The organism is Desulfosudis oleivorans Hxd3 (genome assembly GCF_000018405.1).
Classification (GTDB): domain Bacteria; phylum Desulfobacterota; class Desulfobacteria; order Desulfobacterales; family Desulfosudaceae; genus Desulfosudis; species Desulfosudis oleivorans.
In genome coordinates this window covers 2,591,618-2,605,346 of record NC_009943.1, presented here as the reverse complement: position 1 = coordinate 2,605,346, position 13,729 = coordinate 2,591,618, and the positions used below count along the sequence as shown (strand labels likewise).

Here is a 13,729-nt window from a genome sequence, read left to right as displayed (position 1 = left end):
CATTTTTCAGTGGAGGCGCCATGATACGGAATTTAATAAAAAGCGGGGTGTATGCCTGCCTGCTGGTGGTTTTTATCGCCACCGGCGTGTTCTCCTCCCAGGGGGCATGGGAGATGAACTTTCCCCTTCCCGGGAACGATCCCCTGTGGCAAGAGGTAGCCGTGCTGTGGGAGGACCATTGGGACGGAAAGAACATCGACGACCTGATCGCGGTGCTGCATCGGCTGGAGGCTGCCCAGCCGGACAGCCTGGCGGTCAATTTGTGGCTTTCCCAAGGCTATTATCTAAAGGCCCGCCATCAAAGAAAAGAGAGAATCGAATCCCTGAAACAGGCCGAAAGTTATGCGGCAAAGGCGGTTTCCCTTGACGGGGTCGATATGACGGCCATGAAATTGCTGATCACGGCGGTCTCTTCATACGCGGATCTGGATTACATTCAAAAGACCTACGCGGCCACGTGGGTGGAAAAACTGCCGGCCCCGGTGGGCCGGGCCCTGCCCGAGCTGGATCTGCCCGAGTTCAGGGAGACCCTTGCCACCTGGGATCTGCGGGAGGATATTGAAAAGGGTAAACAGGCGGTGGCTGTTTTTGAAAAGATCGCCGGGGACCGGCCGGAAGACCTGCTGGCCCAGACCTGGGCGGCCCGGGGCAACTACTACCTGGGATACTACTATATTTCGGTGGGGGATCATGACACGGCACTGCCCTGTTTTAAAAAGGGCAACGACTACGGTTTAAAAGCACTTGACATTGATCCTCATTTCGTGCCGGCCCACTACTGGCGGCAGCTCAACCTGGCGCGCTCCATTGAGAACGCCAATATTCTTGTCAAGGCCCGGTATCTGAACACCATCATGGATCACCTGGTGTTTACCGCCAATGAAAACACCACCTATTTTTATTGCGGCCCGTTGATCTCAACAGCCACGATCATCGAAAAAGGGGGATGGGTGGCGGAAAAGGGGCTGGGCCTCGCGGGATACACCATCGACACGGTGGCCATGGGGCTGGAACTGGCCGTTATTGCCTATCCCACTTATTTGTATACCCATTTTGCCAAAGCCGAGGTGCTTTACCATGTGGGCAAAAAAAGCGAGGCCAGGGCACTGATGGGCATTATCCTCAGCATGGACCCGTACCAGAACCCCTTTCACGGGCCGGAAAACATCTGTGTGCAGCGGCTGGCCAGAGCGTTTCTGGAGGAACACTTTCCTGCGGAATAGCCGTGTCATCTCATCTGTCCCATTAAATGCACGGGCTATTGAAGCAGTTTTTCAATGAGGCCCACAACCGCCTCCGGGGTGTCGGCGGATAAGAGGCGGCCGGTGCCTATGGAAAGGCCGGGCAGGGCCGGCAGGGAAAACCCCATGGTGATCACCGGCCTGTCTGACTTCAGGGCCAGGGCGATTTCAGAAAGCGTGCCCGGGCCGCCGGGGCAGGCCACCACCACGTCGCTGGACAGTACGTTGATGCAGTTTCGGGCCATGCCCATGCCGGTGCGAATGGGAATGGTGATATGGGGAGAGGCGGTGTGAAGGGTGGTGCCCGGCAGAATGCCAACAGTGAGCCCGCCGTTTTCAAAGGCCCCCCTGGCCGATGCCGCCATGACGCCCGCGTCCCGGCCGCCGTTGAGCAGGCACCATTTGTGTTGCGCCACCAGGCAGCCCAGCCGGTAGGCATTGTCCAGGGCCTCGGCGGCGGCATCGCCGCCGCCCATGATACCGATGATCCAGGGCCTGTTCATGATCCTCTCCCGTGGCATGTGTATCGTCTGTTTTGAATATGGTATAGTGGTTTTTTCTTTTTTTTGCAATGTTTCCCTTCAGCTGTCGCATGAGGGTAAAAACCATCATTTACCCAGAAGAGGCCTTATGACCGATACTATTAACCGCCAGGTGCACACCCTGATTCAAAACGGCCGGCACTGCGTTCTGGCCACGGCCAACAACAACCGGCCTTACTGTTCTCTCATGGCTTATGTAGCGGCATCCGATGGCGCGGCGGTCTACATGGTGACCCATCGCCACACCCGGAAGTTTGGAAACCTGACCGGTAATCCGGCGGTGAGCCTGCTGATCGATACCCGCGACACCCCCCGCCCCCGGGCGCTGACCCTGGAGGGTACCTGTTTTGAGGTGGCCGACCTGTCGGAAAAAGAGCGCATTTACGGTCTGTTTTTAACGGACCATCCGTACATGCACGCCTTTGTGAACCACGAGGATGCCGTGTTGATCCGCATCGACATTGCCGCGGCCCTTTATCTGGACGGCCTTGTCGACGCCCACCATGTGTCGTTCCCGGAGAAAACACAATAACCGAAAGGATTCGTTGTCATGAATCAGAAAGATTCCCCCGCCAGCCAGACGCCCGAGGCCTTGATCAATCGGCCATTTATCCTTCCCTGTGGCCAGGAGATAAAGAACCGTCTCATGAAGTCGGCCATGTCCGAAGCCCTGGGAACCGTTGACAATCACATGACCCCCGGCCTGGTCACCCTCTATGACCGCTGGGCCGGCGGCGGCGCGGGTCTGCTGGTATCCGGCAATGTCATGATTGACCGCCGGGCCCTGGGCGAGCCCTATAACGTGGCCATTGAGGACGAACAGGACATGGCGCTGCTTTCCGCCTGGGCCCGGGCCGGTACAAAAAACAACACCCAGTGCTGGATTCAGCTGAACCATCCGGGCAAGCAGGTGCCCCGGGGATTGAACACGGAATCTGTGGCGCCGTCGGCGATTCCTTTTCGAAAAGAGCTGCAACGGTTTTTTGTCACCCCGAGGGAGATGACCGAAGCGGAAATTGAAGATGTGCTGGACCGGTTTGCCCGGGCCGCTTCCATCGTGAAAAAGGCCGGGTTTACCGGGGTTCAGATTCACGGGGCGCACGGATACCTGGTGAGCCAGTTTCTTTCGCCCCATCACAACCGGCGCACCGACGCTTGGGGCGGCAGCGCGCAGAACCGCCGCCGGTTCGTGCTGGAGGCCTATCGTCGCATTCGAAGCGCGGTGGGGACATCCTTTCCCGTGGCCATCAAACTCAACTCGGCCGATTTTCAGCGGGGCGGATTTTCCGAAACCGAATCCATGGAGGTGATCGCGGCCCTGGCCGCCGAAGGGGTGGACCTGGTGGAGATTTCCGGCGGCACCTATGAAGCCCCGGCCATGAGCGGCAGAAAAGCTTCCGGCATCGACAGTGAACGGGAGGCCTATTTTCTGGAGTTTGCAAAAAGCGCGAGAAAGGCGGTGAAGGTACCCCTGGCCGTGACCGGCGGATTTCGAACCGCCGGTGCCATGGCCGGTGCCCTGGCCGACGACAGCCTGGATATGATCGGCATGGCCCGGCCCCTGGCCGTGGACCCCGATTACGCGAACACCATTTTGACGGGCCGTCCCCCCACCGTGACCATTCGGCCCATCACCACCGGCATCCGGTTTCTGGACAAGACGGCCCTCATGGAGGTGGCCTGGTACAGCCGTCAGCTGCGGCGCATGGCAAAAGGGAAAAACCCCAGGCCCAATGAAAGCGGCCTTGTCTCTTTTATCAAGGTGATGGTTGCCTCCACCTGGCGCACCAACCAGACCCGGCGCCTGCGGGCATAGCCCGGTAATGCATGTGCCGGTCCCGGCTGTTTTGAAAGGCATGATTCGATGATTATTCTAGGATGCGCCGACATTCACGGTCGCACCGTGGCGGTTGATCCAATGGCCGAGGTCCTGCAATCCGCCGACGTAGTGGTACTGGTCGGGGATGTGACCAATTTCGGCCGTCAAGCGGAAGCCATGGCTGTGGTGGACGCCTTTGAGCACCACGGAGCGCGGGTGCTGGCCGTTCCGGGGAACTGCGACTTTCCCGAGGTGGGGCAGGTCTTTTCCAGCCGGGGGATCAACATTCATGGCGACTGCCGGGTGGTCAACGGTGTGGGGTTTGTGGGCCTGGGCGGTTCCCTTGTGACCCCCTTTGGAACACCGGGCGAATATTCCGAGGCCGAACTGGAGGGGGTTTTAAACCAGGCCGCGGCCCGGCTGCCGGAAGGGCTTCCCTTTGTTCTGGTCTCCCACCAGCCGCCGATTCACACCCTGTGCGACCGCCTGAGCAACGGAACCCACGTGGGAAGCCATGCGGTACGCCGGTTCATTGAGACCCGGCGGCCCCTTGCCTGCTTTACCGGCCATATCCATGAGGCCTGCGGCATGGACACAATCGGTGACACTTCGATTGTCAATCCCGGCCTGTTTGCCAATGGCCGCTACGCCCATGGGACTGTCTCCGGGCAGGGCGTGGAACTGACGATCCGTATGGTCTGATGCGGGAGGTTTAAAAATGCCTGATTGCGATTGCTGCAGCCCTTCGGAGGCGGCCCGGCTGGAACGAAACACCCTCTGGATGCTTCTTGTCATCAACGGCGTCATGTTTGTCGTTGAAGCAGGGGCCGGATGGTGGGGAGAGTCTTCGGGCCTGGTTGCCGACTCTCTGGACATGCTGGCCGATGCTTTTGTTTACGCCATCTCGCTTTATGCCGTGGGCCGGTCCCCGGGCATGCAGACCGGCGCCGCCAGAGCCAGCGGCGTCCTCCAGATGCTTCTGGGCCTGGGCGTTCTTGTTGACGTGGCCCGCCGGTTTGTCTACGGCAGTGAGCCGGTGAGCCTGCTGATGATAACGATAGGCACCGTGGCCCTGGCGGCCAATATCTCCTGCCTGCTGCTCCTCTCCAAACACCGGCAGGGGGGTGTTCATATGCGGGCCTCCTGGATATTCTCTACCAATGACGTGATCGCCAATCTGGGGGTGATCCTGTCCGGGGCCCTGGTCATGGTGCTGGGCACACGGCTTCCGGATCTGGTGATCGGCGCGGTGATTGCCTTTATCGTGGTGCGTGGTGGTGTCCGGATTCTGGGGGAGGCAAAAGCGGTGGGGCAGGGAGGCTAGCCCGGATATTTCATGAAATATCCGGGCTAAACGAACTGTTTGACGTAGTCCGCAAAGATCTTTCGTACCCCGGGATTTTTTTCCATGTTGTAGAGCCGTTCAAAACACCCTACGTATCCTTTTTTTCTGTCGGAATAGGCAATGGCCTCGATATGCTCCTTGTGAGAACTGACCCCGAGCTGTGATCCGATGGACCCCATGCAGTCGTAGTACCGTTCCACAAGGTTTTTCCTGCCCTTGGCCGTGGGGTGCTGCCACGCCTTTTTCCCTGAAAAGAGGGATGTCTTGAGGGCGGTCTTTCTTGCACAGACCCGTTCCACCATGTCGTAGGTCATGTAGAAGGTGACCAGGGGGCTGTTTTTAAGGGAGCCGGGAATGGCCCGGTTGGACTCCATCAGGTCTGATGTGGACAGGGCGCAAAAATAGGGGACCGTTCCCTGCCTGCCGTAAAGGTAGGTGCCGCCCTCCTGGCTCTCCTGGAAGTTCCGGGAACCGGGCAGGTCGTTCAACACCGTTGCCTGAATGGTGATGTGGTTTTCGATACAGAAATCGGCGATGGCAATACCCGAATGGTCGGAAAGATCATTAAAATAGTCGTGGGGCATGCCGGTGATAAACGCGCCGTGAATGGAGATGCCGTGATCCTGGATCTTTCTGATCTGCCGGGCATAGTAGTCGGCCACGCTCAGCCCGCTCTTTTCAATTTCACGGACCGCCGCCTTGCCGATGGACTTCAGGTTGTCCAGGTTTAACGATTCAAACCCGATGAAAAAGTGGGAAGCCCCGGAGCGCCGCAGCTTTTCCAGTAAATGGGGGCTGTCCGCGATTTCAATGGATATCTGGGAGATATAGTTGATTTTGACCTTGCGGGCGATGATTTCGTCTAAAAACGCCTCGAGCTTTTTTCCGCTGATCAGCAGGTTGTCCGGCAGAAACACGTAAAACCGGTTTTTAAAGGTGGCGCCGTTTTTTTGTGTCTCGGCGATTTCGTCCACAAAATCCTTGGGCGTTCGGGACATGAACCGGCGCTGGTTTTTCGGCAGGGCCGATATGGAGCAGAAACTGCACGAGTAGGGGCATCCCAGGTAGGGAGCCGCCACATTGCCGCGGGTGATACGGCTTAAATAGTTGCCGATCACGGGCAGTTTTTTAAGATAGGGCGGCTCAATGCCGGGCAGGGTAGCGATGTTCTCCCGGCCCCAGACACCGTCTTCCAGGGTGACTGAGCCGGTATACTCCTTTTTCAAAGTGCCCGCGGCCAGGTCGGTCATGACTTCGGCAAACACATGGGTGTCTCCCGGCCCCCTGGCATTGGCGATCAGCTCCGGGTGGGGCGCGTTTTGACGCACCAGCAGCTCCACGTCATTCGGCGAGCAGGAGACATGAATACCGCCGAAGATCACTGGAATTCTGCCGTGGTTCAAGGCAATGGCGGACAAAGCCGCCGTTGGGAAGTTGGCGCTGATCGATGTGATGAACACGGCCCGGGGCTTGCGGCCCTGCCGCACGATAAGGCCGTCGATGGTCTCCCGCTTGCCGTCGGCAATAAAGATGGAGGCCGACGGATCAAAACGGGCCACCTGGTTGGCGATATAATAGGTGGCATAGTTGTCAATGCCGTAAAAGTCGTTGATGCCCACCCGTACCTTTCCCGGATCAAATCGCAAAAATCGCAGGTAGGTCTCTTCATTGAGCGCGGCCGCATCCTGGCGCGTCAGGTGGGATATGACCGATGCCATGGTGAGCGAGGACTCGTTGACCATGGCCATCAGGTCGTAGGCGATGGGGTTGTATACAATATAATAAGTGTCTGTCATGGCTGGATTCATGCTCCAATCCATAGCACAAGCGGCAGTGGAATCAAAGCAAAAGTAGGCCGCGCGGCCCGGTGCGGCTTGGCCTGAATATTTTATGAAATATTCGGGCTATCTGACGGCCTCGATAAAGCAGCCGCCCCCACCGCCGCCGGCTGCGGGAGGGGTGTCATTATCCGGTGGGGCAATGCCGTCCCACCGGACAGTGACGGTGCAGGTATCGGACGTCAACTGGCCGGCCCTGTCTCTCACAGAAAGCCGGAAGGTCAGGGTCTGGTCGGCTTCCACATCCGGGGCCGTAAAGGAGGCCCGGACCGTGTGGGAATTTGCAATCGTTACCGTGGGCCCGGCGGTCTGGGTCCAGACATGGGATGAAATACCATCGTCAATATCAAACGAGCCGGTGCCGTCAAGCGTGGTCCGGTCTCCCTCATCCACTGCCTGGTCGGCCCCGGCATTTGCCGTGGGCCGTACATTGATGGAAGGATCGGTCTCACCGGCATCCACCCGGCCGTTGCGGTTGGCGTCCTCCTGCCCGTCAGGCAGGCCGTCGCCGTCAGTGTCGGTGTCCAGGGGATCGGTAGTGGTGTTTGGATCAAGGTCGGGCTGGAAGGAATCGCTGTCCGTATCCAGGCCGGTGCCATCGGTATAACCGAGTTCGGTGCCGTCCTGAATGCCGTCGCCGTCTGTGTCGGGATTACAGGGGTCGGTCTCTCCAGGGTCCACCGTGCCGTTCTGATTGGTGTCTTCATCACCGTCGAAAATACCGTCGTCATCGGTATCCGCGTCATCCCGGTCGGTGCGGGATATTGCCTCCAGGTCGTCGGACAGCCCGTCGTCGTCGGTGTCGGTGTCGTTGTCTTCCACATCGATTGCGGCGGTTGCCGCGATAAAGCCAGGGGCCGAGGCGGTGATCAGCGCGGTCTGAACATCGTCCAGCAACAGGTCGTCTTCCACCGTCAGGTCAAACGAGACTTCTGATTCACCGGCCCGAATGGTGACGGAAGCGGGCACGGTTACCTCTGTTGTGTCGCTGCTGGTCAGCGATATCAATAGGTCTGTTGCGACCGTTTTGATGGCCGGAACCTGTTTGACAGAGAAAACCTGCACCCGGCCGGAGCGAACGTCGCCTTCCATGGCATTGGCCGGAATTTCCAGGGAAAGAGAAAGCCGCCCCCGCAGCACGGTAGCGGGATCACCCAGCAGGTTGGTTTCGTAGATAGACCAGCGAATAAAACCATCGCCGATGTCCCAGAGGTTGTCCTCGTGGCTGGCGGTGTTGATCGCCCCCAGGTCGGCCAGCCCCTCACCGAAACAGGCGTCCCAGAATTCACGGGCCAGCCGCTGGCTCGGGCTGTCCGTGCTGTAGGGCAAGCCCCACCCTTCACGGGAGTTGAAAACCACGGCAAACATGCCGTGGCGGGTGGATGTGGTGAGGTGCTCGGCAATGCAGTCCCCCTCGTAGTTCCCGGAAAAGCAGGCCTGAGATTGTGCAAATATGAAATTCGTGTTGACAAGGGCGTCGGCATCAGCGTTGTACAGCTTCATGATCTGGTCATCAAGCCCGTGGCCGTCGTGAACGATGATGCTGTAGGCGTTTGAATCGATGTCGTTTATGATTTCAGCGGCAGGCCATTCGTAAGAATCGCTGTCGTAAAGCGTGTCTACTGTAAAATTTGGAAAGGCGGCAAACCCGGCGGTGGTGTAGCCATGGTTGTCCGATCCCAGCCGTATCTCCTCCAGGCCCGGTTCGGCGTAGTCCGCGATTCCGCCAAACCCCAGGTATTCGCCGCACATCAGGGACGTGGTGAGACAGGCTGCGTCATCGGCACCGGTTTCATAGGCCATGGTTTTAGAAAAAAAATTGGACAGCTCCGCGGCGTTTTCCGCCGAGGCCCGGCCCACGAAGATTTCGGCCATCAGGTCAACATCTCCCCCGTCTTCTCCGTCCGTGCGTTCCCCCCACTCTTCGTCCCCGTCGAAGTTAAAGTCACCGTCCAGGCACTGGTAGTAAAGATCGGAAGGAATGTAATCCTCATATCTTCCCGCCTCGCACCAGAGCGTACGCGGGGGGATGATGCCGGTGTCGCCACCCAAAAGAACATACTCGGTGTTCAGGTTTTCGTAGGCGTAAATGATGAAATTGCGCAGGGTTTCGGCATCATTCCTGCCGGTATAGTTGTCATCGGCAAGGACCGAGTCAATGGATACCACAGCCGTGGTCAGTCCCTGGGCCTGGCGGTGGGCGATAAAGTCGGCCACTGAAGGGTCTATGGAGACGTCGTCGATAATGGCCTGGCTGGTGATCAGCACATAACGGGCAGTGGCCCGGGGGTAGATCGCGTCTTCCGCTGGCGCGTATTCAGTTTTTTTTTTATCCGTGTAGGTGTTCACCATTTCCGGATTTTCCACCGCCCGGTCCAGCATGCCGGTAGTTGAGGACCTGTAGGGCAGGCCCGGTTTACGGGAGGAAGTGCTGTCCGCCGGCTTTGTGGTTACCGTCAGGGTCAGGGTTTCATACCAGGAAAGGGTGCCGCTTTTTGGGCGGTAGACCACGGGATAAAGGTTTACCAGCAGGATGGAGACCCCCCGTTTTTTCTGGACCCCGACGATCTCTACCAGCTTTCCCGGGTAGGGATCATCGGATTCATACACGGCCCTGTTCTTTTCCGTTTTTTCCGGCTTGACGCCCGGAATCCGGGGATAAGGGGTCTGGCCGTGCGCCACCAGGTATTTGCCCGGCAGAACAGTCTTTTTGCCCGGCGTGACCCACACATCGTCCAGGTCCTGTCCTTCCGGCAGAACAATCCGGGCCGGCACCACCGGCAGAACCGGCATGCCCGGCTCAGAACGGTGGGCTGCGTTTCCCAGCACCGGTTTTACGGGACCGGATGGTGCATCGCTTTCAGTGGCCGTTTTGGGGCTGTTTTCCGCAAAAACCGCCTCAAGGCCGGGCATGGCATACTCAAACACCATGGTTTTTTCTGACATGGCAACGGTCCGGATGGTGAGCTGACGGTCTTTGTCCATTTCCGCCTTTGTTTCCAGAGAACGGGCGGGCCGCCACCCATGGGCGTAAGCGGCAGGAGCAATGAGAAGCAGGCAGAGCAGAAGCATCACCGCTCGATTATATTTTCGCAAAAGCATTTTTATCCCTGTCATCCGGGCCGTTCCTTAAATAAAAGGGGAGAGTTACAGTCGGTGCCGGTGCATCTGTCCCGATCTTCATCGTGACATAGCTTTAAAGTATACAGCCCGGCCATTTGAATGTAAAGACGGACGATGCGCCTGCCAGAAGGCACTTCTGTGCCTCTACAAATGACCGGAAGCTGAAATTCAGGTTGTCTTTGGCCCACCGATTGATTATGCTGGGGCCGTCTGATGAAGGGGGGACGCCTCCCTGTGAACAATACCACTGCTGCGGGAAGAAAATAATGGTCCAGGAAAAAAAGATTTTGTGCATGTATTCCGGGGGGCTGGACTCCCTGGGGGTGCTGTACCGGCTGCTTACGGAGCCGGAATATGCCGATTTCGGGCTCCATGTGCACCACATGCACCTGAAAAACGTGGAAAACCGTGCCCTGGCCGAGAGCAAGGCCATTCAGGCCACATTCAGGTATTTCCGGGAAAAGGGGTACAGGAATTTTCTTTACACAGAAAGCGGCCACGACTACTCGTTCATGCGCCGCTATTTTACTTTCGACACCTACTGGTATGCCTTTATGGCGGCCAACATCATCACCGCGGACAGCTCTATTATGCATGTGGCCGTGGGCCGGACAAAGTCGGACATGGAAAGTGCGGGGTCCCGGATGAACGCCAACCGGGGCCACGAGATTTTTCACGCCACCCTGCCCCTTGAGCTCCGGTTCGATCGATCCTACATCTACCCGGTGGCCCACCTGACCAAGCAGGCGGTGTGGAACATGCTGCCGGCCGACCTGCGGGAGCTCTCCTGGTCCTGCCGGAAACCGGTCATCTCCGATAAAGAACCCCGTCCCTGCGGAAAATGTCCCACCTGCCAGGAGATGGAAAAGATTCGACAGAACCAGGGTTGAGTACGATCGCGGACGGGCGGTATCAGGCCGGCGCCAGCCCGATCATTTGCCGGGCTTCGGCCGGGGTGGCGATTTTTCGGCCCAGGGTTTCCGCCAGCCGCGCGATCCGTTCCACCAGCCCCGGGTTGGTGGCCGGTTCTGTCTTTTCCGCGTCGTAGTAAAGGCTGTCCTCCAGCCCTACCCGCACATGTCCCCCCATCAGAATGGCGGCGGTGTTCATCTTCAGCTGAAAGATGCCGATGCCGGCCGCGGCCCACAGGGTCTCGTAGGGCATGTCCTTGACCAGGCAGGCCAGGTTGAACAGGGTGGCCGGGGTGGAGAAGAGCGACCCCAGCAGCAGGTTGCAGTAGAAGGGCGGGGTCAGAATGCCGGTGCGGATCATCTCCTTCATGGTGTAGAGCATGCTGGTGTCAAATACCTCCAGCTCGGGCACGATGCCGGCTGCCTTCATGCTTTCCGCCAGTTGCCGGATCATGTCCGGGTCGGTGACCGACGCGCTTTTGGGAAAGTTGAGCGACCCCAGGGTCAGGCTGGCCATGTCGGGCCTGGCCCGGCCGGTTAAGGCCAGCACATCGGAGCGCTGGGCAAATGCGTTATGGACCCGGCCGCTGGTGGAGGCGCATACAATGAGGTCCGGGCACCGGTCCCGCACCCCCTCGATGATCTCCCGGTAATAGGCTTTTTCACAGACCGGTTTCCCATCTTTTCCCCTGGCATGAAGGTGAACGATGGCGGCGCCGGCATCCCGGCACCGGGCCGCGTCCGCTACGATCTCATCGGCCGTGAGGGGCACGTGGGGGGAGTCTTTGCGTGTGGCCACCATGCCGGTAAGGGCCGCGTTGATAATCAGCTTTGGATACCGGGTCAGGGGGTAGGGCCGGATCAGGTCGGGATGGGTTTCCATGGGTCACCTGTTTCGATTCGCGGCCCATGCCTGTAAGTCCACCTGGAGGGTGGTCCAGGTGTCGATGGCCGGGTCGCCGAATTCATGAATTTTTTTGAGTGTGCCCACCGCTTTGTAGCCAAAGTGTTTTTTATACCAGGCAATGGTGGGGGGCAGGTCGGTGTTGGTGGTCAGGGTTTGGATACCGGCAGTTGCCATTTTTTCCATGCGGAACTCTTGGAGCAGGTTGCCCACGCCCCGGCCCCGAAAGGTTTTGTCCACCACCATCAGTTCGGTCTTGGCTTCCGTGGGCGACAGTATTTTGTAGCCGCAGAACCCGGCGATCACGCCGTCCGCCTCGGCCACATAGTAGGTTTCAAAGGTTAGCTCCGGCATCTCCGGTGAAGGGATGTGATGCATGTTGGCCTGGCGCAGCAGTTCGAAAATTCTGGGTTTATCCGCTTCTGCGGCCTTGCGTATGGTGATTTTTCCGGACATGAACAAAAGCCTCTTTTGGCGGGTGGAATGATCAGACAGGTGAAAATACCCCAGGCCGCGCGCAAAAGTCAAGGCGCAAGCCCATCACCGGGCCGGGAAACAGATATTGCCCAAACCCGTACAATTTAGTAGGATAAGCCAATTTCTTGTGATGGAGGATTGTAATCATGCCGATGTCAAAGGCTTTTGAAAATCGACTTTTTCCCGTGCTTGACAAGGTGGCGGCCCATTACGGCACCCCGTTCCATATTTATGACGAGGCCGGCATCCGCGGCACCGGAAAGGCCCTGCTGGACGCCTTTTCGTCAGTGCCGGGGTTCCGGGAGTATTACGCGGTCAAGGCCCTGCCCAACCCCCGGATTCTGGATATCATGCGCTCCATGGGGTTCGGGTTTGACTGCAGCTCCATTCCCGAGCTGGTGCTGGCCCGGCGGGCTGGGGCCATCGGTGAAGAGATCATGTTTACGTCCAACAACACCTCGGCCGAGGAGTTTGAGGCGGCCCTGGCCGATAGCGGCTGCATTCTGAACCTGGACGACATCTCCCTGATTTACAAGGTGCCCAAGCTGCCCGACCTGGTTTGTTTCCGTTATAATCCGGGCGAGCGGCGCACCGGCAACGCCATCATCGGTAACCCGGTGGAGGCCAAGTACGGCGTGGCCCACGACCAGATCCTGGAAGCCTACCGGAAAGTCCGGGACATGGGGGCCCGGCGGTTCGGCCTGCATGCCATGCTGGCCTCCAACGAGCGCAACCACACCTACATGGTTACCACCGCCGAGATGCTGCTGGACCTGGTGCGGGACATATCCGACACCCTGGACATTCAGTTCGAGTTTGTCAATATCGGCGGCGGCCTGGGCATTTCCTACCGACCCGGCGAGCCGCCCCTGGACCTTCCGGCCATGGGCGCCCAGATTTCCGATGTTTTTGAGCGGTTCGGCCGGGAGCGGCGCTATATGCCGCGCCTTTACATCGAAAGCGGCCGCTACATGACCGGCCCCCACGGCGCGCTGGTGACCCGGGTGATCAACCGCAAGCATATCTATCGCACCTACGTGGGGGTGGACGCCTGCATGTCGGCCCTGATGCGGCCCGCCATTTACGGGGCTTACCACCATATCTCTCTTCCGACAAAAAGCGGCGGCCCCGTCGAAACCGTGGACGTGGTGGGGGCCCTGTGCGAAAACAATGACAAGTTTGCCGTGCAGCGGGAACTGCCCGTGGCCGCCGAAGGGGACCTGATGGTGATTCACGACACCGGGGCTCACGGCATCGCCATGGGCTTTAACTACAACGGCCGAATGCGCCCCATGGAACTGCTGCTGCGCGAAGACGGCAGCGTTGAGCTGATTCGCCGGGCCGAGACAGTGGAAGACTATTTTGCCACCCTGGCGTTTGAAAAGAGCGTCCTGCGGCCGTAGTCCACTGACGGATGGAAGGCTCCTGAAGCACCCTTCGTGTCCTTCGTGCGCTTCGTTTTCTTCGTGGTAATAAGCTGCATGGCGAGCCGGATATGCCGGTCGCTTTACACGAAGATCACGAAGGAC

General features: G+C 58.7%; 12 protein-coding genes. 7 read left to right on the top strand and 5 right to left on the bottom strand.

What is annotated here, in order from left to right; all coding sequences use genetic code 11:
• The first annotated feature begins 20 nt into the window (after positions 1-20).
• Positions 21-1,223, top strand: coding sequence for a tetratricopeptide repeat protein (locus DOLE_RS11025; protein ID WP_012175562.1), 1,203 nt, complete (start codon positions 21-23; stop codon positions 1,221-1,223).
• Positions 1,224-1,258: 35 nt separating this feature from the next.
• Here DOLE_RS11025 and DOLE_RS11020 read toward each other — a convergent pair whose 3' ends face one another.
• Positions 1,259-1,744: a TIGR00725 family protein gene (locus tag DOLE_RS11020; RefSeq protein WP_012175561.1), complete on the bottom strand. Its 486-nt coding sequence runs from the start codon at positions 1,742-1,744 to the stop codon at positions 1,259-1,261.
• A gap of 127 nt (positions 1,745-1,871) precedes the next feature.
• Between DOLE_RS11020 and DOLE_RS11015 the strand changes: the two genes are divergently transcribed.
• The 4 genes from DOLE_RS11015 to DOLE_RS11000 are packed head-to-tail and all read left to right on the top strand — an operon-like array spanning position 1,872 to position 4,926.
• A complete protein-coding gene (locus DOLE_RS11015; protein WP_012175560.1) occupies positions 1,872-2,315 on the top strand; it encodes a pyridoxamine 5'-phosphate oxidase family protein in 444 nt (147 codons plus the stop codon).
• Positions 2,316-2,333: 18 nt separating this feature from the next.
• Positions 2,334-3,599: an NADH:flavin oxidoreductase/NADH oxidase family protein gene (locus tag DOLE_RS11010; protein ID WP_012175559.1), complete on the top strand. Its 1,266-nt coding sequence runs from the start codon at positions 2,334-2,336 to the stop codon at positions 3,597-3,599.
• 48 nt (positions 3,600-3,647) lie between these two features.
• Positions 3,648-4,304, top strand: a complete 657-nt coding sequence (locus DOLE_RS11005) for a metallophosphoesterase family protein (RefSeq protein ID WP_012175558.1) — start codon at positions 3,648-3,650, stop codon at positions 4,302-4,304.
• Positions 4,305-4,320: 16 nt separating this feature from the next.
• Positions 4,321-4,926, top strand: coding sequence for a cation transporter (locus DOLE_RS11000; RefSeq protein ID WP_012175557.1), 606 nt, complete (start codon positions 4,321-4,323; stop codon positions 4,924-4,926).
• A gap of 26 nt (positions 4,927-4,952) precedes the next feature.
• Here the strand turns inward: DOLE_RS11000 and DOLE_RS10995 are convergent, their stop codons facing one another.
• Both DOLE_RS10995 and DOLE_RS10990 read right to left on the bottom strand, forming a co-directional pair.
• Complete coding sequence (locus DOLE_RS10995; protein ID WP_167320873.1) at positions 4,953-6,743, bottom strand: B12-binding domain-containing radical SAM protein; 1,791 nt, start codon at positions 6,741-6,743, stop codon at positions 4,953-4,955.
• A gap of 108 nt (positions 6,744-6,851) precedes the next feature.
• Positions 6,852-9,902, bottom strand: a complete 3,051-nt coding sequence (locus tag DOLE_RS10990) for a C25 family cysteine peptidase (protein ID WP_041280518.1) — start codon at positions 9,900-9,902, stop codon at positions 6,852-6,854.
• Positions 9,903-10,174: 272 nt separating this feature from the next.
• Here DOLE_RS10990 and DOLE_RS10985 point away from each other — a divergent pair, with 272 nt between their 5' ends.
• Entirely contained in the window at positions 10,175-10,798 is a 624-nt protein-coding gene (locus DOLE_RS10985) for a hypothetical protein (RefSeq protein WP_012175554.1), read from the top strand.
• Between the two features lie 22 nt (positions 10,799-10,820).
• Here DOLE_RS10985 and DOLE_RS10980 read toward each other — a convergent pair whose 3' ends face one another.
• Both DOLE_RS10980 and DOLE_RS10975 read right to left on the bottom strand, forming a co-directional pair.
• Positions 10,821-11,702 carry a BKACE family enzyme gene (locus tag DOLE_RS10980; protein WP_012175553.1) on the bottom strand — a complete coding sequence of 294 codons (882 nt, stop codon included), beginning with the start codon at positions 11,700-11,702 and terminating at the stop codon, positions 10,821-10,823.
• Between the two features lie 3 nt (positions 11,703-11,705).
• Positions 11,706-12,179, bottom strand: coding sequence for a GNAT family N-acetyltransferase (locus DOLE_RS10975; RefSeq protein WP_012175552.1), 474 nt, complete (start codon positions 12,177-12,179; stop codon positions 11,706-11,708).
• A 167-nt stretch (positions 12,180-12,346) separates the two neighbouring features.
• Here DOLE_RS10975 and DOLE_RS10970 point away from each other — a divergent pair, with 167 nt between their 5' ends.
• Positions 12,347-13,603: a diaminopimelate decarboxylase gene (locus DOLE_RS10970; protein ID WP_012175551.1), complete on the top strand. Its 1,257-nt coding sequence runs from the start codon at positions 12,347-12,349 to the stop codon at positions 13,601-13,603.
• Positions 13,604-13,729 lie beyond the last annotated feature (126 nt).

What these genes read in the sequence shown, in the direction of transcription:
- DOLE_RS11025 (WP_012175562.1), top strand. Translation starts at nt 21, where the DNA reads ATGATACGGAATTTAATAAAAAGCGGGGTGTATGCCTGCCTGCTGGTG.
- DOLE_RS11020 (WP_012175561.1), bottom strand. Translation starts at nt 1,744, where the DNA reads ATGAACAGGCCCTGGATCATCGGTATCATGGGCGGCGGCGATGCCGCC.
- DOLE_RS11015 (WP_012175560.1), top strand. Translation starts at nt 1,872, where the DNA reads ATGACCGATACTATTAACCGCCAGGTGCACACCCTGATTCAAAACGGC.
- DOLE_RS11010 (WP_012175559.1), top strand. Translation starts at nt 2,334, where the DNA reads ATGAATCAGAAAGATTCCCCCGCCAGCCAGACGCCCGAGGCCTTGATC.
- DOLE_RS11005 (WP_012175558.1), top strand. Translation starts at nt 3,648, where the DNA reads ATGATTATTCTAGGATGCGCCGACATTCACGGTCGCACCGTGGCGGTT.
- DOLE_RS11000 (WP_012175557.1), top strand. Translation starts at nt 4,321, where the DNA reads ATGCCTGATTGCGATTGCTGCAGCCCTTCGGAGGCGGCCCGGCTGGAA.
- DOLE_RS10995 (WP_167320873.1), bottom strand. Translation starts at nt 6,743, where the DNA reads ATGACAGACACTTATTATATTGTATACAACCCCATCGCCTACGACCTG.
- DOLE_RS10990 (WP_041280518.1), bottom strand. Translation starts at nt 9,902, where the DNA reads ATGACAGGGATAAAAATGCTTTTGCGAAAATATAATCGAGCGGTGATG.
- DOLE_RS10985 (WP_012175554.1), top strand. Translation starts at nt 10,175, where the DNA reads ATGGTCCAGGAAAAAAAGATTTTGTGCATGTATTCCGGGGGGCTGGAC.
- DOLE_RS10980 (WP_012175553.1), bottom strand. Translation starts at nt 11,702, where the DNA reads ATGGAAACCCATCCCGACCTGATCCGGCCCTACCCCCTGACCCGGTAT.
- DOLE_RS10975 (WP_012175552.1), bottom strand. Translation starts at nt 12,179, where the DNA reads ATGTCCGGAAAAATCACCATACGCAAGGCCGCAGAAGCGGATAAACCC.
- DOLE_RS10970 (WP_012175551.1), top strand. Translation starts at nt 12,347, where the DNA reads ATGCCGATGTCAAAGGCTTTTGAAAATCGACTTTTTCCCGTGCTTGAC.